This window comes from Comamonas sp. FG99 (assembly GCF_057808605.1).
The window spans coordinates 1-17,687 of record NZ_JBMDII010000022.1; the positions used below are offsets into that span (position 1 = coordinate 1).

16 protein-coding genes are annotated in these 17,687 nt (G+C 65.8%); 11 read left to right on the forward strand and 5 right to left on the reverse strand.

The genetic code is table 11. The features are described 5' to 3' along the window. Positions 1 to 126 precede the first annotated feature (126 nt). From gshB to paaX, 5 genes are all read right to left on the reverse strand, one after another. Positions 127 to 1,077 (reverse strand): glutathione synthase, encoded by a 951-nt coding sequence (gene gshB, locus ACODRX_RS15490; protein ID WP_488872419.1) that lies wholly within the window; start codon positions 1,075 to 1,077, stop codon positions 127 to 129. Between the two features lie 26 nt (positions 1,078 to 1,103). Continuing rightward, on the reverse strand, positions 1,104 to 2,282 hold the full coding sequence (locus tag ACODRX_RS15495; protein WP_488872420.1) for a benzoate/H(+) symporter BenE family transporter: 1,179 nt from the start codon (positions 2,280 to 2,282) through the stop codon (positions 1,104 to 1,106). Positions 2,283 to 2,352: 70 nt separating this feature from the next. Then, positions 2,353 to 4,227, reverse strand: coding sequence for a potassium transporter Kup (locus ACODRX_RS15500; RefSeq protein ID WP_488872421.1), 1,875 nt, complete (start codon positions 4,225 to 4,227; stop codon positions 2,353 to 2,355). Positions 4,228 to 4,425: 198 nt separating this feature from the next. Then, a complete protein-coding gene (gshA, locus tag ACODRX_RS15505; RefSeq protein ID WP_488872422.1) occupies positions 4,426 to 5,715 on the reverse strand; it encodes a glutamate--cysteine ligase in 1,290 nt (429 codons plus the stop codon). Between the two features lie 139 nt (positions 5,716 to 5,854). Then, complete coding sequence (paaX, locus tag ACODRX_RS15510) at positions 5,855 to 6,826, reverse strand: phenylacetic acid degradation operon negative regulatory protein PaaX (RefSeq protein ID WP_488872423.1); 972 nt, start codon at positions 6,824 to 6,826, stop codon at positions 5,855 to 5,857. 406 nt (positions 6,827 to 7,232) lie between these two features. Between paaX and ACODRX_RS15515 the strand changes: the two genes are divergently transcribed. From ACODRX_RS15515 to paaB, 11 genes are all read left to right on the forward strand, one after another. Then, complete coding sequence (locus ACODRX_RS15515) at positions 7,233 to 8,108, forward strand: branched-chain amino acid ABC transporter permease (protein ID WP_488872424.1); 876 nt, start codon at positions 7,233 to 7,235, stop codon at positions 8,106 to 8,108. Between the two features lie 2 nt (positions 8,109 to 8,110). Further along, a complete protein-coding gene (locus ACODRX_RS15520; protein WP_488872425.1) occupies positions 8,111 to 9,049 on the forward strand; it encodes a branched-chain amino acid ABC transporter permease in 939 nt (312 codons plus the stop codon). 2 nt (positions 9,050 to 9,051) lie between these two features. Next, positions 9,052 to 9,813: an ABC transporter ATP-binding protein gene (locus ACODRX_RS15525; RefSeq protein ID WP_488872426.1), complete on the forward strand. Its 762-nt coding sequence runs from the start codon at positions 9,052 to 9,054 to the stop codon at positions 9,811 to 9,813. Between the two features lie 46 nt (positions 9,814 to 9,859). After that, positions 9,860 to 10,561 (forward strand): ABC transporter ATP-binding protein, encoded by a 702-nt coding sequence (locus tag ACODRX_RS15530; RefSeq protein WP_488872506.1) that lies wholly within the window; start codon positions 9,860 to 9,862, stop codon positions 10,559 to 10,561. Positions 10,562 to 10,825: 264 nt separating this feature from the next. After that, complete coding sequence (gene paaN / locus ACODRX_RS15535; protein WP_488872427.1) at positions 10,826 to 12,493, forward strand: phenylacetic acid degradation protein PaaN; 1,668 nt, start codon at positions 10,826 to 10,828, stop codon at positions 12,491 to 12,493. Between the two features lie 10 nt (positions 12,494 to 12,503). After that, a complete protein-coding gene (paaG, locus tag ACODRX_RS15540) occupies positions 12,504 to 13,304 on the forward strand; it encodes a 2-(1,2-epoxy-1,2-dihydrophenyl)acetyl-CoA isomerase PaaG (RefSeq protein WP_488872428.1) in 801 nt (266 codons plus the stop codon). 2 nt (positions 13,305 to 13,306) lie between these two features. Continuing rightward, on the forward strand, positions 13,307 to 13,771 hold the full coding sequence (paaI, locus tag ACODRX_RS15545) for a hydroxyphenylacetyl-CoA thioesterase PaaI (RefSeq protein ID WP_488872429.1): 465 nt from the start codon (positions 13,307 to 13,309) through the stop codon (positions 13,769 to 13,771). A 64-nt stretch (positions 13,772 to 13,835) separates the two neighbouring features. Then, positions 13,836 to 15,161, forward strand: coding sequence for a phenylacetate--CoA ligase PaaK (gene paaK / locus ACODRX_RS15550; protein WP_488872430.1), 1,326 nt, complete (start codon positions 13,836 to 13,838; stop codon positions 15,159 to 15,161). A gap of 36 nt (positions 15,162 to 15,197) precedes the next feature. Continuing rightward, entirely contained in the window at positions 15,198 to 16,343 is a 1,146-nt protein-coding gene (locus tag ACODRX_RS15555; protein ID WP_488872431.1) for an ABC transporter substrate-binding protein, read from the forward strand. Positions 16,344 to 16,379: 36 nt separating this feature from the next. Next, positions 16,380 to 17,393 (forward strand): 1,2-phenylacetyl-CoA epoxidase subunit PaaA, encoded by a 1,014-nt coding sequence (gene paaA, locus ACODRX_RS15560; RefSeq protein WP_488872432.1) that lies wholly within the window; start codon positions 16,380 to 16,382, stop codon positions 17,391 to 17,393. Beyond that, a complete protein-coding gene (gene paaB / locus ACODRX_RS15565; protein WP_488872433.1) occupies positions 17,390 to 17,686 on the forward strand; it encodes a 1,2-phenylacetyl-CoA epoxidase subunit PaaB in 297 nt (98 codons plus the stop codon). Before paaA ends, paaB begins: the two co-directional genes overlap by 4 nt. Position 17,687: the final 1 nt, after the last annotated feature.

Consider the following 17,687-nt stretch of genomic DNA (forward strand, 5'->3'; position numbering starts at 1 on the left):
AGCTCAGGAGCACCGCGCTGTCGATGGACTGAAGTATACAGGGGTTTTCCCACCCTTCCCATCAATCCCGAGAAAAATCTCCAATTTGAACCAGCTTATTTGTCCGAATTATGACAAATCAAGCACTTAGCCTTGGCGCATTGCTTTTTCCAGCGCGGCGACGAACATGTCGGCCACCTTGAAGCCGGTCTGCTGCTCGATTTCCTGGAAGCAGGTGGGGCTGGTGACGTTGATCTCGGTGATGCTGTGGCCGATGACATCGAGCCCGATCAGCAGCAGGCCGCGCGGCGCGAGCCGCTCTCCTATATAGCGGGCGATCTCCTGGTCTTCCTGGGCGAGCGGCTGGGCCACGCCCTTGCCGCCGGCCGCCAGGTTGCCGCGGATCTCGCTGCCCTGCGGGATGCGCGCCAGGCAGTAGGGCACCGGTTCGCCGCCGATGATCAGCACGCGCTTGTCGCCGGCCACGATCTCGGGCAGGTATTTCTGCACCATGACGCTTTGCGCCCCGCCCTGGTTCAGGGTTTCGATGATGCTGCCGAGGTTCATGCCGTCGGCGCCGACACGGAAGATGCCCATGCCGCCCATGCCGTCGAGCGGCTTGAGGATGATGTCCTGGTGCTGGGCGTGGAAATCGCGGATGTCCTGCGCGCGGCGCGTGACCAACGTGGGCGGAGCGAACTGGGCGAACTCCATGACCGCCAGCTTTTCCGGATGGTCGCGCAGCGCCGCCGGCTGGTTGAAGACCCTGGCGCCTTCGCGCTCGGCCTGCTCCAGCAAGTGGGTGGCGTAGAAGTATTCGCTGTCGAACGGCGGATCCTTGCGCATGATGACCGCGTCGAATGAGGCGATGGCCGCGCGCCGCTCCTGGCTGACGCTGAACCAGGGGTCTTCACCACCGGTCAGCACGATGTCGCGCACGCGCGCGCTGACCTGGCCGCCGCTCATCCACTGCATGTCCTGGGGTTCGCAGGCGCTGATGCTGTGGCCGTGCGCCTGCGCGCTGCGCATCATGGCGAAGGTGCTGTCCTTGTAGGTTTTGAAGACTTCCAGGGGGTCGGCGACGAACAGAATGTGCATGGGAATCCAATCCAAGGTCGATGGCGCTATTTGCGCAGTTGCCCGTAATGTTGCACAAAAAGCGCAATGCTGCCGGCCACCACGCCCCAAAATGCCGAACCGACTCCGGCTATCGATACGCCGCTGAGCGTGACGAGGAAGGTGATGAGCGCGGCCTCGCGGTACTGCTCGTCGCGCAGCGCCACCAGCAGGCCGTTGGCGATGGTGCCCAGCAGGGCGATGCCGGCGATCGCCACCACCAGCTCGCGCGGGAAGGCCATCAGCAGCCCGGCGATGACTGCGCCAAAGCAGCCCAGCACCACATAGATCACACCGCAGCTCACCGCGGCCGTGTAGCGGCGCTTGCGGTCGGGGTGCGCCTCTTCGCCCATGCAGATGGCCGCGGTGATCGCGCTGAGGTTGAGCGCATAGCCGCCAAAGGGCGCCAGCAGCAAGGTGGCGACACCGGTCATGGTGATGAGCTTGGAGATGGGCAGGTCGTAGCCCGAGGCGCGGATGACCGCGACACCCGGCAGGTTCTGCGAGGCCATGGTGACGACGAACAGCGGCAGCGCCAGGCTGACCGCGGCCGAGAAGCTGAAGCTGGGCATGGTGAAGACCGGCCAGGTCCAGGCGCCATGCACCGCCGACCAGGTGATGCGCCCCTGCGCATAGGCGACGGCGATGCCGATCAGCAGGGTGGCCATGACCGCATAGCGCGTCCACCAGCGGCGCGCTACCAGGTAGCCCAGCAGCATGGCGGCCACCAGCCAGAGGTTGCCGGTGGCGGCGGCGAAGGCATCCAGGCCGAAGCGCGTGAGCACGCCGGCCAGCAGGGCCGAGGCGATCGCCAGCGGGATGCGGTCCATCAGCCGCTCGAACCAGCCGGAGGCGCCCGCCAGCGTGATGAGCGCGGCGCTCAGGATGAAGGCGCCCACCGCCTCGGGCATGGAAAAGCCGCCCGCCGCGCCGGCTGTGGCGAGCACGGCCGCGCCGGGCGTGGACCATGCCACCATGACCGGCTTGCGCCAGCGGATGGACGGCAGCCACGAGCACAGCCCCATGCCTATGCCCAGCGCCCAGACCCAGGACGAGACCTGCTGCGGGGTGGCGCCGAAGGCCTGCGCCGCCTGGAAGACGATGGCGATGGAGCTGGTCAGGCCGACCAGCACGGCCACGAAACCGGCCACGAAGGCCGACGGGCTCCAGTCACGGAAGAACTGCATGGTGAATGCTGCTTGCGAGGCTCAAAAGCCCCGCAGCCTACCAGCAATCGGCCTGGCCTGCAGCCACGCGCTAGACCTCGACCTTGGATCCCAGCTCCACCAGGCTGTTGCTGGGCAGCAGCAGAAAGTCGCCCACGCCGGCCGCGTTGTGGTGCATCTGCGCAAACAGCTTCTGGCGCCAGGATGCCATGCCCACGTTCTTTTCCGAGGGGATGAACACGTCGCGCGACAGGAAGTAGCTGGTCGCCATGCTTTCCATCTCGCAGCCGCGCCCGCGCAGCACCTGCAGCGCGGCGGGCACATCGGGGTCGTTCTTGAAGCCGTAGTTGATCTGCGCGCTCCAGCAGTTGCTGCCCAGCGCCTGCATCTGCACCCGCTTGTCCAGGCCGATCCACGGCACTTCGTGGTTGACGATGGTGAGGAAGATGTTCTGCTCGTGCAGCACCTTGTTGTGCTTGAGGTTGTGCAGCAGGGCCGTGGGCACCACGTTGGGGTCAGCGGTCAGGAACACCGCGGTGCCGGGCACCCGGGTCAGCGGCTGCTGCAGCACCATCTGCAAAAAGCCCTTGAGCTCGATGCCGTCGGCATGCAGTTTTTCATGCACCAGGTCGCGGCCGCGCTTCCAAGTGGTCATGAGCGTGAACATGAACAGGCCGATCGCCAGCGGGAACCAGCCGCCGTCGAACAGCTTGAGCAGGTTGGAGCTGAAGAAGGTGATGTCGATCACGAAGAAGAACGCGGTGGGCGCCAGCGCCAGCCACAGCGGGTATTTCCAGCCCTTGTGCAGCACGAAGAAGGTGAGCACGGTGGTGATCGTCATATCGAGCGTGACCGCAATGCCGTAGGCCGCCGCCAGGTTGCTGCTGGACTTGAACAGCAGCACCGCCAGCGCGATGGCCACGCACAGCCCCCAGTTGATGAAGGGGATGTAGATCTGCCCCGTGTCGCGCACGCTGGTGTGCTCGATGCTCAGGCGCGGCAGATAGCCCAGCTGGATCACCTGCTTGCTCACGCTGAAGGCGCCGGTGATCAGGGCCTGCGACGCGATCACCGTGGCCATGGTCGCCAGCAGCACCACCGGCAGCGTGGCCCAGTCGGGGCCGAGCATGAAGAAGGGGTTCTTGACCGCCTCGGGATTCTCCAGCAGCAGCGCGCCCTGGCCGAAGTAGTTCAGCGTCAGCGCCGGCATGGCGATGGAGAACCAGGCGATGCGGATGGGCTTGCGCCCGAAATGCCCCATGTCGGCATACAGCGCCTCGGCACCGGTGACGCACAGCACCACCGCGCCGAGGATGATGAAGCTGATGCCCGGGTTGTGCATGATGAAGCGCAGCGCGTGGTGCGGGCTCAGCGCCCACAGGATGGTCGGGTGCCCGACCAGGTTCCACAACCCCAGCAGGGCGATGCTGACGAACCACAGCACCATCACGGGGCCGAAGAAGCGCCCCACATCGGCCGTGCCGCGCTTCTGGATGAGGAAGAGCCCGATCAGCACCACCAGCGTCAGCGGTATCACCGCCCCCTTGAAGCGCGGCGACACCACCTCCAGGCCCTCGACGGCCGACAGCACCGAGATGGCCGGCGTGATGACGCCGTCGCCATAGAACAGGCAGGTGCCGAAGATGCCCACCATCATCAGCGCGGCGCGCAGCCGGGGCTGGTCCTTCACCGCCTGCGAGGCCAGCGCCAGCATCGCGATCAGGCCACCCTCGCCGTTGTTGTCGGCCCTGAGCACCAGCACCACGTACTTGAGCGACACGATCAGCGTCAGCGTCCAGAACAGGATGGACAGCACCCCATAGACATTGGCGTGGGTGAACGGGACATGCCCCGAGCCGAAAACCTCTTTCACCGAATAGAGCACGCTGGTGCCGATATCGCCATACACCACGCCGACTGCGCCCAGCGTCAGGGCGCCGAGCGAAGATTTTGAGCTGCTTTGCACGTCAAGCCTTTGCCGCCATGCGTTGGCATGGCCTTTTTATTGGATGTCGATTGTGCGCCATCCGGCGGATTTTGAATGCGGGACAGTACCACTTGACAGCAGGCCGGGAATTTTTGTGCGAAATTCGCCTTTAGCGCCCATGGAATAAGCGCCAATAGCTATAATTTATATAGCACCCATTCCAACCTGGCCGCGAAATCAGTCGTAGATCTCGGCCTCGGGGTCGGTCGCTTCCAGCTCATAGCTGGCGGCCAGCATGGCCAGGCGCGCCACCACGCCATACATATAGAAGCGGTTGGGCGCGCTGGCGCCCACCGAGTCGCCCGGCGAGATGCCTTGCTCGAAGGCCAGCGGAATGAAGTGGGCGCCCGGCACGTTGAGGTTCTCCTCGCGGCCCTTGTCGGAGTGGGCGCGGTAGTAGCCGCCCACCACATAGCGGTCGATCATGTAGACCACCGGCTCGGCGGCCTCGTTCTGCATGCGCTCGATGGTCTGCACGCCCTCCTGGATGATCACGTCGTGCACCGGCGCGCCGCCCTTGCCGGTGGCCATCTGGCTGCGTACCTTGGCGCCCACCGACTGCAGCTCCTTCGCGTCGTGCACCGTCATCACGCCCAGGCCGTTGGTGCCGTTGTCCGCCTTGACCACCACGAACGGTTTCTCGTTGATGCCGTATTCCTTGTACTTGCGCCGCACCTTGGCCAGCAGCGTATCGACGCCCTCGCCCAGCTCCTGCATGCCAGGGTCGGCGTCGTCCAGGAAATTGACGTTGCCCAGGCGGCTGAACATGGGATTGAGCAGCCAGGGGTCGATGCCCATCAGCTTGCCAAAGCGCTTGACCACCTCTTCATAGCTCTGGAAATGGCGGCTCTTGCGGCGCACGCTCCAGCCCGCATGCAGCGGCGGCAGCACGAACTGTTCGTACACCTCTTCGAGGATGCCCGGCGCGCCCGCGGACAGGTCGTTGTTCAGCAGGATGGTACAAGGGTCGAAGTGCCGCAGCCCCACGCGCCGGCCCTGGCGCAGCGCGGGCTCGAGCACCAGCTCCTGCCTGCCCACCTTGAGCTTGACCGCATCCTTGATTTCGGGATCGATGGAGCCGATGCGCACATTCAGCCCCGCCATGCCGAAGATATGCCGCAGCTGCAGCAAATTGGCCAGGTACTGCGGGCTCGGCGTCTGGTTCTCGGGGATGATGAGCAGGTTGCGGGCCTCGGGGCAGATTTTCTCGATCGCCGCCATCGCCGCCTGCACCGCCAGCGGCACCATCTCGGGCGTGAGATGCTGCCAGCCGCCGGGGAACAGGTTGGTGTCCACCGGCGCCACCTTGAAGCCGGCGTTGCGGATGTCCACCGACGAATACAGCGGCGGCGTGTGCTCCATCCATTCCAGGCGGAACCAGCGCTCGATCGCGGGCATGGAGTCCAGCATGCGCTGCTCCAGTTCGTCGATGGGCCCCGTGAGGGCGGTAATCAGATTCGGGACCATAGGAGGTATGTATTCTTCGTGGGCCCGCCGCGCGGCGGGCGAGGTCGTTGACCGGCAATTGTAGAGAATTGGCGTCGGACATTCGGGGTTTCAATAGCCCCCCCGCCGTTCGACCCTGGCCACCAAGCGCGAAAGCCCGTCAGCCCGGAACCGCCAGGGCATCGTCCGGGATCTGGAAGCGGCCGGACAGCCAATCCGCAGCGCGCGGCATCTCCCCCCCCGCCAGCTGCAGGCACTTGTCCAGGTGCCGCTCCGACGGCTCCAGCAGACGCCGGTATATCTCCTTGCACAGCAGCCGCGCCTGGTGGCCGGGCCAGCCCGCGGGCAGCAGCACTTCGGGCAGCTGGGGGTCGCGCAGCAGATGGCGGCGAAAATCATGGATCAGCAGAATGCGCGTCAGGCACGCCTGCTCCTCGTCCACCTCGCCGCCCGGAGCCTGCCTGAGCGCATCCAGCACCGGCTGGTAGCGCGCCACGAAGCCGTCATAGGCAACCGCCAGCTCATCCAGATCCCAGGCTTGGCGGATCAGGCTGGCATCCTCGGCGGCGGGATTCAGCCTGGGATTGATCGCCACCATGGGCATGAGCTGGGGCAGCAGGTCCGCCAGGCCTTCGGCGGCCACCGCATCCAGTGCCGCATCCAGCTCGGCGCTGGGATGGATGAAGCAGCCCGTGCCGGTCTCGCCGAACCCCTGCCAAGACAGGGCCCGGCGCAAGCGCTCGCGCTGGCGGGCATCCAGGTCGCCCATCACCATGATCAGGCGCCAGCGGCGATCCCACCCCGGGCTATCGATGGCATAGATCTGCCGGGAGGCCTTCTCGAACCGGCGGCGCCCCGCGGGGGTGAGCATGTAGTCCGTGCGCCGCCCCAGCGCCTCGGCCTGCAGCCACTCGTCCTTGACCAGCCGAAACACCGTGGTGCGCACCAGCCGCTCGTTGATGTCCAGCGGCTGCAGCAACTGGATCAGGCTGCCCAGCCAGACCCGCCCGCCGCGCGGCAGTATGGCATCGCCAAACACGGAAGTGATGAGCGAGCGCGCCTGGACTCGGCTTTTCTGGCGAAAGTGCTCCAGCAGGGCCTCGATGGCATCGGGCTCAGTAGGTACGTTCATATGCGGTGTGCGATGCATTCATTTCCAAGATGGTACCGATGACCAGCCCTGCCAAATCGCTGGCGAGGCATCGCCAGCGCTCATAAAGACACATATAAAACAATAAACACAAAATTAAAGTATCAATAAAAGGCAAACAAGCATGGCGTTCCACGCCCTGCCTTCATCCGCCCACGCCAGTCCTTTCCCGCGCAATCAAGAGGACAGCAAGCACGTATGAACCAAGAAAAGCAAGCACACAGGCATCTGCCATCATGCTTCATTGGTGCTAACCCTATTCCGAAAAATAGATACATAAATAAATAATAAACAACTTGATTTGTATCAATTAAAAACGCAAATTCACAAGGAGCGCCGCCATGCCACTGGAACCCCACGCACACCCCATCCCCAGGAGGAAGCGCTGATGCTTGCCGAATTCCTCCAGTTCCTCTTCTCGGGCATCACCGTAGGCGCCACCTACGCGCTGACGGCGCTGGGCTTCACCCTGATCTACAACGCCAGCAACGTCATCAATTTCGCCCAGGGCGAATTCATCATGCTCGGCGGCATGCTGGCCGTGGTCTTCGCGCAGATGGGCCTGCCCATACCCGTGGTGGCCCTGCTCGCCATCGCCCTTCCGGCGCTGGTCGGCGTGGCGCTGGAGAAGCTGGCCATCGAGCCGGTCAAGAACGCCGAACCGGTGTCGCTGATCATCATCACCATCGGCGCATCGCTGGTGATCCGCGGCCTGGTCCAAATCTGGCTTGGCAAGGGCACGCACAGCCTGCCGGCGTTTTCCGGCGAGTCGCCGCTGACGCTGCTGGGCGCTACCCTGCTGCCGCAGAGCCTGTGGGTGCTGGGGGTGACCGGCGCCGTGGTGGCCGCCCTGTGGCATTTCTTCAACCACACCCTCACGGGCAAGGCGATGCTGGCCACCTCCATCAATCGCATGGCGGCGGAGCTGGCAGGCATCAACACCGGCTGGGTCCTGTTCATGAGCTTTGCCATGGCCGCCGCCCTGGGCGCGCTTGGCGGCATCCTGATCACGCCCCTGACCATGACCTCCTACGACGTGGGCATCATGCTGGGCCTCAAGGGCTTCGTTGCCGTCGTGGTCGGCGGCCTGGGCAATGGCCTGGGCGCCGTGGTCGGCGGCCTGCTGGTCGGCGTGCTCGAGGCCCTGGGCGCGGGCTATGTCTCGTCCGCCTACAAGGACGCCATCCCGTTCGCGCTGATCCTGCTGATGCTGTTCTTCAAGCCACGCGGCCTGTTCGGCGGCAAATCAACCGATCGGGTGTGAGCATGGCATCGAAAAAGAACACCACCCTCGGCCTGGGCCTGCTGGCCGCCGTGCTGCTGGTCCTGCCCTGGATCGTGCCCAACAGCTACTACCTGGACCTGGCGATCCGCATAGGCATCAATGCCATCATCGTCATCGGGCTCAACCTGCTGATCGGCTTCGCCGGCCAGATCAGCCTCGGGCATGCGGGCTTCCTGGGCATTGGCGCCTATGCCTCCGCCGTCCTGCCCACGCATTTCGGCTGGCACCCACTGCTGGCCATGGCGGCAGGCGCGGTCGCCACGGCGGCCATCGCCGGCATCGTGGCACGCCCCATCTTCAAGCTCAAGGGCAACTACCTTGCCATGGCAACGCTGGGGCTGGGCATCATCATCAACATCGCCTTGCGCAACGAGGCCCAGTGGACCGGCGGGCCCGATGGCATGGCGGTGCCCCCCATGGAGCTGTTCGGCCATGAGCTCAGCAGCGACCGGCAGTGGTACTGGGTGGTCGCCGGACTGCTGGTTTTCAGCGTCTGGGCTTCGCTGAACATGATCGACTCGCCCTTTGGCCGCGCACTGCGCGCCCTGCACGGCTCGGAGGTGGCCTCGCAGGTGGTCGGCGTGCATGTGGTGCGCTACAAGGTCACGGTCTTTGTCATGTCGGCGGTGTTCGCCAGCCTCATGGGCAGCGTCACCGCACACTACATGGCCTTTGTCACGCCCAATTTCGCCGACTTCTTCCACTCGGTGGAGCTGGTCACGATGGTCGTGGTGGGCGGCATGGCCTCGGTGTTCGGCTCCATCGTCGGCGCCGTCCTGCTGACGGCCCTGCCCCAGGCGCTGGCCACCTTCGAAGGCTGGGAGACCGTGGTCTTCGGCGCGGTGCTCATGCTGTGCATGATCTTCCTGCCCAAGGGCCTGGTGCCGACCCTGGCCGCCAGATTCGGCAAGGGGGAATGAACATGGCTTTACTCGAAGTCAAGGGCCTGTCCATCCATTTCGGCGGCGTCAAGGCGCTTCAGGAGGTGTCCTTCAGCATCGATGCCGGCATCGTCTACGCGGTGATCGGGCCCAACGGAGCGGGCAAGACCACGCTGTTCAACCTGATCACCGGGGTCTACCAGCCGAGCGCCGGCGAGATCCGCCTGGCGGGGGAGCCGATTCAGGGCAAATCCCCCGACGAGCTGGCCGAGCGCGGCGTGGCTCGCACCTTCCAGAACCTGCAGATCTGCATGAACATGACGGCGCTCGAAAACGTCATGCTGGGGGCGCATCTGCGGCTGGACCGCAACCTGTTCAAGGCCGCCCTGGGCTGGCCCGGCCTGCGCGCCGGGGACAAGGCGCTGCGCCACGAAGCGGCAGAACTGATGCGCTTTGTCGGGCTGGAGCAATACCTGGGCGCGCGCGCCGACGCCCTGCCCTACGGGGCGCTCAAGCGCCTGGAAATCGCCCGCGCCCTGGCCATGCAGCCGCGCCTGATATTCCTGGACGAGCCCGCGGCCGGGCTCAACCCCAAGGAGACCATCGAGATCGACCAGCTGGTGCGCAAGGTGGCCGATTCCGGCGTCACCGTCGTGCTGGTGGAGCACGACATGAAGATGGTGATGAACCTGTCCAACCGCATCCTGGTGCTGGACTACGGCAAGCGGCTGGCCGAGGGCAGTGCAGACGAAATCCGCAGCAACCCCGATGTGATCGCAGCCTATCTGGGCGCACATGCCTGAAAGGAAAACCCACATGCACGCATTGCACACCGCCGGCGGCCAGACCTTGCTCAAGGTGCAGGGACTGCGCAGCTGCTATGGCCGCATCGAGGCGCTGAAGGGCCTGGACATGGAAGTGCGCCAAGGCGAAACCGTGGCCCTGGTCGGCGCCAACGGCGCCGGCAAGACGACCCTGCTGCGCGCCCTCTCGGGCGTGCAGCCCATCAGCGGCGGACACCTCTGGTTCGATGGCGCGGACATCTCCGGGGTGCGGGCCGATCGGCGCATGCGCCTGGGCATCTGCCAAAGCCCCGAAGGGCGCCAGGTGTTCGGCCCCCTGGCCATCGAGGACAACCTGCGGCTAGGCGCCTACACCCGGCCCCGGCACCAGCTGCCCGAAGACCTGGACAGGGTCTATGCCATGTTTCCCATCCTGAAGGAAAAGCGCAAGCTGCCCGCGGGCACGCTGTCCGGCGGGCAGCAGCAGATGCTCGCCATCGGCCGGGCGCTGATGGGCCGCCCCAGGCTGCTGCTGCTCGACGAGCCGTCGATGGGGCTGGCCCCGCTGCTGGTGCAGGAAGTGTTCAACGTGGTCAAGGCGTTGAAGGCGCAGGAGATGAGCATCATCCTGGCCGAGCAGAACGCCTTTGCCGCGCTGGCGCTGGCAGACCGGGGCTATGTGATCGAAACCGGCGCAATCGGCCTGACCGGCTCCGGCCAGGATTTGATACACAACGAGCAGGTACGGGCAGCCTATCTGGGCATGTGATACCCGGCTGGCCCGTCGGCCACCCCTTTCTCCCGCACTACCGTTGGCGGCGCTACCCCGCCTTCCCCACTTCCAAAAAAGCGATACATAAAAATAACGATGAATTATTTTTTGCATCATTTAAGGGTTAACACCATTCTTTTGACATGGATCAATAGACACAATATTTCCATGTAATTTTATTTTTATGTATCACTTTAAGCAAGGCGCCAGAGCCCCATGGCGCCGCGCATGAAGCCCCACCGCCACCACCCAGGAAAAAGCATGTCCCACCCCTTGTTTGAAAAGCACCACGCCACGCTCCAGGGCGCCCTGCATGCCATTGCCACCCGCGGCTATTGGTCGCCCTACCCCGAGATGCCCAGCCCCAAGGCCTATGGCGAGACGGCCGCAGAAGAAGGCAAGCGCGCCTATGAAGCGCATCTGGGCCAGGACTTCGAGCTGCACCAGCCTGGGCAAAGCGGCTGGACTGGCAACGAATCCTCGCCTTACGGCGGCCCGTTGAACGTGCGCTACCCGCTGTGCGGCCACGAGGTCTTGATCGCGGCAGGCCTGGCCGCGATGCCGGGCTGGCAGGCCATAGGGGCCGCGGCGCGCACCGGCATCTGCCTGGAAATCCTGGCGCGCCTGAACCGGCAGAGCTTCGAGCTGGGCCATGCCGTCATGATGACCACCGGCCAGGGCTGGATGATGGCCTTCCAGGCCGGCGCCCCCCATGCCCAGGACCGCGGCCTGGAGGCCGTGGCCTATGCCTGGCGCGAGCAGAGCTTCGTGCCTGCCGAGGCCGTGTGGGAAAAGCCCCAGGGCAAGAACCCGGCCCTGCTGATGAAAAAGCATTTCGAGATCGTGGGCCGCGGCGTTGGCCTGGTGGTGGGTTGCGGCACCTTCCCCACCTGGAACACCTATCCCGGCCTGTTCGCCGCCCTGGCCACCGGCAATGCCGTCATCGTCAAGCCGCACAGCAATGCCATCCTGCCCGCCGCCATCACCGTGCGCACCATCCGCAGCGTGCTGGCCGAAAACGGCATCGATCCCAACCTGGTCACGCTGTGCGCCACCGACAGCCGCAGCACCACCCAGGCCCTGGCCACGCACCCCGGCGTCAGCTCGGTGGATTTCACCGGCAGCAATGCCTTCGGCCAGTGGCTGATCGAGCATTGCAAGCAGGCCCAGGTCTATGCCGAGCTGGCCGGCGTGAACAACATCGTGATCGACTCGACCAATGCCTACAAGGCCATGTTGGGCAACCTGGCCTTCACGCTGTCGCTGTACTCGGGCCAGATGTGCACCACCTCGCAGGCCATCTTCGTTCCGGCCGGCGGCATCGACACCGACGAAGGCCACAAGAGCTACGACCAAGTCTGCGCCGACCTGGGTCAGGCCATCAGCCGCTTCCTGTCCAAGCCCGAGGTGGCCTGCGCCGTGCTCGGCGCCATCCAGTCCGAAGCCACCGTGGCACGCGTGGAACATGCCAACAGCGGCCAGCTGGGCCGCGTGGTGCTGGCCTCGCAGGCGCTGGGCAACCCCGAGTTTCCCGCGGCCCAGGTGCGCACCCCGGTGCTGCTGGCCTGCGACGCAGCCGACGAGGCGGCTTACATGCAAGAGCGCTTCGGCCCGATCAGCTTTGTCGTCAAGGTGGCGGATAGCGCCGCCGGCATCGCCCTGTCCGAGCGCGTCGTGCGCGAGCATGGCGCGCTGACGGTGGGCCTGTACTCCACCCGCCAGGAGGTGGTCGACGCCATGACCGCAGCCAGCTGGCGCGGCAAGGTGGCCCTGTCCATCAACCTGACAGGCGGCGTGTTCGTCAACCAGTCCAGCGCCTTCTCCGACTACCACGGCACCGGCGGCAATCCTTCCGCCAATGCCTCCTACTCGGACTCCGCGTTTGTGGCCAACCGCTTCCGCGTGGTGCAGCGCCGCTACCACGCCTGAGGAGCGGTCCATGGACTACCAGCACATCCTGTTCGAGGTGAGCGACGGCGGCGTGGCCCGCCTGACACTCAACCGCCCGGACAAAATGAACAGCTTCAACGCGGCCATGCACGCGGAGCTGCGCGCTGCCCTGGACGGCATCCAGCACCAGAGCGCCGTACGCGTGCTGGTGCTGAGCGGCGCCGGCCGGGGCTTTTGCGCCGGCCAGGACCTGGCCGACGCCGAGGTGCGTTTCGTGCCTGGCGACACCCCGCCCGATCTCGGCGATGTGGTCGAGCGCCACTACAAGCCGCTGGCCATGCGGCTGGCCAACCTGCGCGTGCCCACCATTGCCGCCGTGAACGGCGTTGCCGCCGGGGCCGGCGCCAGCCTGGCGCTGGCCTGCGACATGGTGATAGCCGCCCACTGCGCCTCTTTCATGCTGCCCTTCGCCCGGATCGGCCTGATCCCCGATAGCGCCTGCTCCTGGCTGGTGCCGCAGCGCCTGGGACAGGCCCGCGCGCTCGGCCTGGCGCTGACCGGCAACAAGCTGCCCGCCGCCAAGGCCGCCGAGTGGGGCCTGATCTGGGAGGCGGTGGCCGACGAGGCCTTCGCGGCCGCCGTCGACGGGCTGGCGCGGCAGCTGGCCGCCATGCCCACCCGCGCGCTGGTGCGCACCCGCCAGGCCATGCAGGCAGGACGCAGCAACACGCTGGAGCAGCAGCTCACGCTGGAAGGCCTGTACATGCGCGAACTCGGCCGCAGCCGCGACTACGTGGAAGGCGTGGCCGCCTTTCTCGAAAAGCGTGCGCCCCATTTCACCGGAGCATGAACATGAATGCCAGCGCAACCGCAACTGCAACCGCCCAGGCCCTGGCCGAAGCCGCCAGCCAGGCCATGTGGCAACGCGACCTGACCGCCCATGCACTTGGCATGGAGCTGGTATCGGTGGCGCCGGGCACCGCCATGCTGCGCATGGCCGTGCGCGCCGACATGGTCAACGGCCACTACACCTGCCACGGCGGCCTGATCTTCACGTTGGCCGACACCGCCTTTGCCTACGCCTGCAACAGCCACAACCTCAACACCGTGGGCTCGGCCTGCCACATCGACTTTGTCGCCCCGGCCCAGGTGGGCGACGTGCTCGAGGCCACGGCCGTCGAACGCTCGGCCACCGGCCGCACCGGGGTCTACGACGTCACCGTCGGCGTGGCCGGCGGCAAGACGGTGGCGCTCTTTCGGGGCAAGAGCTACCGCGTCAAGGGCGAAGTCACGGCCCATCCTGCCGCCGGGGCCTGAAGCCCCTCCCCGCGCCAGCCACAGCCAGCCATCCAGATTCCAGACCTATCCAAGGAGACCAGCCATGACCGTCAAGCAGCCCGCGCCGGGCGACCTGGAGCCGATCGAAAAAGCCAGCCGCGACGAGATTTCCGCGCTGCAGCTGCAGCGCCTGCAGTGGTCGCTGCGCCACACCTACGACAACGTAGCCCCCTACCGGGACAAATGCCTCGCCAAGGGCGTGCACCCCGACGACCTGAAGTCGCTGGAGGACTTGGCCCGGTTTCCATTCATGACCAAGCTGGACCTGCGCGACCACTACCCCTTCGGACTGTTCGCCGTGCCGCGCGAGCAGGTGGTGCGCCTGCATGCCTCCAGCGGCACCACCGGCAAGTCGGTCGTGGTCGGCTACACCCGGCAGGACATCGAGCACTGGGCGGAGCTGATCGCCCGCTCGCTGCGCGCCGCCGGCGTGCGCGCCGGCGACATGGTGCAGAACTCGTATGGCTACGGCATGTTCACCGGCGGCCTGGGCGCGCACTACGGCATAGAGCGCCTGGGCTGCACGGCCGTGCCCATGTCCGGCGGCCAGACCGAAAAGCAGGTCCAGCAGATCCTGGACTTCAGGGCCGATGCCATCATGGTCACCCCGTCGTACTCGCTGGTGATCGCCGAGGAGTTCGAGCGCCGGGGCATACAGCCCGAGGACATCTCGCTGAAAGTCGGGATCTTCGGCTCCGAGCCCTGGGGAGAGGGCATGCGCGCCGAGATCGAGAAAAAGCTCGGCATCGACGCCATCGACATCTATGGGCTGACCGAAGTGATGGGGCCGGGGGTCGCGTCGGAGTGCATCGAGTCCAAGGACGGCCCGGTGATCTGGGAAGACCACTTCTACCCCGAAATCATCGACCCCGACAGCGGCGAAGTGCTGGAGGACGGCGCACAGGGCGAGCTGGTTTTCACCTCGCTGACCAAGCAGGCCTTTCCCGTCATCCGCTACCGCACCCGCGACCTCACGCGCCTGCTGCCGCCCACGGCGCGCGCCTTCCGCCGCATCGGCAAGATCACCGGCCGCTCGGACGACATGCTGATCGTGCGCGGCGTCAACCTCTTCCCCACCCAGGTCGAAGAGCAGATCATGCGCATCCCCCAGCTGTCGGGCATCTACCAGATCCATTTGTCGCGCGACGGCCATATGGACAACGTGGAAGTGCATTGCGAGCTGCAGCCCCATGCCAGCGGCCAGCTGGGCGCCAGCGACGTACAGCGGATCGGCAAAGAGCTGCAGCACCACATCAAGACCATCGTCGGCATCTCCACCCTCGTCAAGGTCTTCGAAGCCCATGCCCTGCCGCGCACCCTGACCGGCAAGGCCCGCCGCGTATTCGACGAGCGGCCCAAGCAGGTCTGAGCCACCACCCCCAGCCCCTTCACCCCGGAGACACGCATGAAATTTCCCCTCCAATCCATCGCCGCCGGCGCCCTGCTGGCACTGGGCGCGGCCGCTTCCCCGGCCGCCGAGCCCATCAAGATCGGCGCCGTGCTGTCGGTCACCGGCCCGGCGGCCTTTCTCGGCGATCCTGAACTGAAGACCCTGCAGCTGTACGTGGAAGACCTCAACGCCAAGGGCGGGGTGCTGGGCCGCCAGCTGGAGCTGGTGCACTATGACGACGGCAGCGATGCCAACAAGGCCAACGGCTTCGCCAAGCGCCTGATCGACAACGACAAGGTCGATGCCGTCATCGGCGGCACCACCACCGGCGCCACCATGTCGATGGCGCCGCTGCTGACCAAGGCGCAAACCCCCTTCATCTCGCTGGCGGGCGCCGTGGTGGTGGTCGAGCCGGTGAAGAAATGGGTGTTCAAGACCCCCCACACCGATCGCATGGCCGCGGAAAAAGTGTTCGAGGACATGAAAAAGCGCGGCCTGGCCAAGGTGGCGCTGCTGTCGGAGACCTCCGGCTTCGGGCAATCGGGCAAGAAGGAGACCGAGGCCGTTGCCGCCAAGTACGGCATCACGCTGGTGGCCAACGAGACCTATGGCGCCAAGGACACGGACATGAGTCCGCAGCTGACCAAGATCAAGAACACCGCCGGCGTACAGGCCGTGTTCGTCTTCGGGCTCGGCCAGGGGCCGGCCATCGTCACCAAGAACTACCGGCAGCTGGGCATCAAGCTGCCGCTGTACCAGTCGCATGGCGTGGCGTCGGACGAATTCCTCAAGCTCGCAGGCCCTGCCGCAAACGGGTTGCGCCTGCCTTCGCCGGCCCAGCTGATCCCCGGCCAGCTGCCGGACAGCGACCCGCAGAAGGCGGTCGTGACGGCCTACGACCAAGCCTACAAGACCCGCTACAAGTCCGAGGCATCCACCTTCGGCGGCTACGCCTACGACGCCCTGATGCTGACCGTCGACGCGATGAAGCGCGCCGGCAGCGCCGACAAGGCCAAGGTGCGCGACGCCATCGAGGGCACGAAGCACTTCGTTGCCACCAGCGGCACTTTCAACATGTCGCCCACGGACCACATGGGCCTCGACCTGTCGGCCTTCCGCATGCTGGAAGTCAAGGACGGCACATGGCGCCTGCTGCCCTGAATCCGCAGCACCACTCAACCCCAAGGAGCAACCGCGATGTACACCCAATCGTTCAGCGTGCCGGATGATGCCGGCCAACCCGGCCAAAAGGCCGCGGCAGCCGTGGAGCCGCCGCAGCTGATGGCGAAGTTCGATGCCTGCATCGATGCCGACGGCCGCATCGAGCCGCAGGACTGGATGCCCGACGCCTACCGCAAGACCCTGGTGCGCCAGATCAGCCAGCATGCCCACAGCGAGATCGTCGGCATGCTGCCCGAAGGCAACTGGATCAGCCGCGCCCCCAGCCTCAAGCGCAAGGCGATCCTCATTGCCAAGGTGCAAGATGAAGGCGGCCATGGCCTGTACCTGTACAGCGCGGCGGAAACGCTGGGCGTCGGCCGCGACCAGATGCTGCAGGCCCTGCACAGCGGCAAGGCCAAGTACAGCTCCATCTTCAACTACCCGACCCTCACCTGGGCCGACGTGGGCGTGATCGGCTGGCTCGTCGATGGCGCCGCCATCATGAACCAGGTGCCGCTGTGCCGCTGCTCCTACGGCCCCTATGCGCGCGCCATGGTCCGCGTCTGCAAGGAGGAGTCCTTCCACCAGCGCCAGGGCTACGAGGCACTGCTGGTCATGATGCGCGGCACCGCGGAGCAAAAGGCCATGGTGCAGGACGCGGTCAACCGCTGGTGGTGGAAATGCCTGGCCATGTTCGGCCCGCCGGATGCCGACAGCCCCAACAGCGCCCAAGGCATGCGCTGGGGCATCAAGCGCGTCTCCAACGACGAGCTGCGCCAGAAATTCATCGACGCCACGGTGCCGCAGGCCAAGGTGCTGGGAGTGACCCTGCCCGACCCCGATCTCCAGTGGAACGAGGCGCGCGGCCACCACGACTACGGCCCGATCGACTGGGACGAATTCTGGGCCACGGTCAACGGCAACGGCCCCTGCAACACCGAGCGCCTGGCCACCCGCGTCAAGGCCCACAACGACGGCCAATGGGTGCGCGATGCCGCGCTCGCCCACGCCCGCAAACAACAACAACGCGCGATGAAGGAAGCAGCATGAACACCCCCGCCCTGAAAGACTGGCCCCTGTGGGAAGTCTTCGTTCGCAGCAAGCAAGGCCTGGACCACAAGCACTGCGGCAGCCTGCACGCCTCGGATGCGCGCCACGCGCTGGAGATGGCGCGCGACGTCTATACCCGCCGCCAGGAAGGCGTGAGCATCTGGGTCATTCCCTCGGCCCAGATCACCGCCAGCAACCCCAGCGACAAGGGCGAGCTGTTCGATCCGGCGGCGGACAAGATCTACCGCCACCCGACGTTCTACGACATTCCGCAAGAAGTGGGGCACATGTGAC

Coding starts and splice junctions, on each gene's coding strand:
- paaI (WP_488872429.1), top strand. CDS start 13,307: ATGAATGCCAGCGCAACCGCAACTGCAACCGCCCAGGCCCTGGCCGAA.
- ACODRX_RS15525 (WP_488872426.1), top strand. CDS start 9,052: ATGGCTTTACTCGAAGTCAAGGGCCTGTCCATCCATTTCGGCGGCGTC.
- paaG (WP_488872428.1), top strand. CDS start 12,504: ATGGACTACCAGCACATCCTGTTCGAGGTGAGCGACGGCGGCGTGGCC.
- paaK (WP_488872430.1), top strand. CDS start 13,836: ATGACCGTCAAGCAGCCCGCGCCGGGCGACCTGGAGCCGATCGAAAAA.
- ACODRX_RS15515 (WP_488872424.1), top strand. CDS start 7,233: ATGCTTGCCGAATTCCTCCAGTTCCTCTTCTCGGGCATCACCGTAGGC.
- ACODRX_RS15520 (WP_488872425.1), top strand. CDS start 8,111: ATGGCATCGAAAAAGAACACCACCCTCGGCCTGGGCCTGCTGGCCGCC.
- paaN (WP_488872427.1), top strand. CDS start 10,826: ATGTCCCACCCCTTGTTTGAAAAGCACCACGCCACGCTCCAGGGCGCC.
- ACODRX_RS15495 (WP_488872420.1), bottom strand. CDS start 2,282: ATGCAGTTCTTCCGTGACTGGAGCCCGTCGGCCTTCGTGGCCGGTTTC.
- ACODRX_RS15555 (WP_488872431.1), top strand. CDS start 15,198: ATGAAATTTCCCCTCCAATCCATCGCCGCCGGCGCCCTGCTGGCACTG.
- paaB (WP_488872433.1), top strand. CDS start 17,390: ATGAACACCCCCGCCCTGAAAGACTGGCCCCTGTGGGAAGTCTTCGTT.
- paaX (WP_488872423.1), bottom strand. CDS start 6,826: ATGAACGTACCTACTGAGCCCGATGCCATCGAGGCCCTGCTGGAGCAC.
- paaA (WP_488872432.1), top strand. CDS start 16,380: ATGTACACCCAATCGTTCAGCGTGCCGGATGATGCCGGCCAACCCGGC.
- gshA (WP_488872422.1), bottom strand. CDS start 5,715: ATGGTCCCGAATCTGATTACCGCCCTCACGGGGCCCATCGACGAACTG.
- gshB (WP_488872419.1), bottom strand. CDS start 1,077: ATGCACATTCTGTTCGTCGCCGACCCCCTGGAAGTCTTCAAAACCTAC.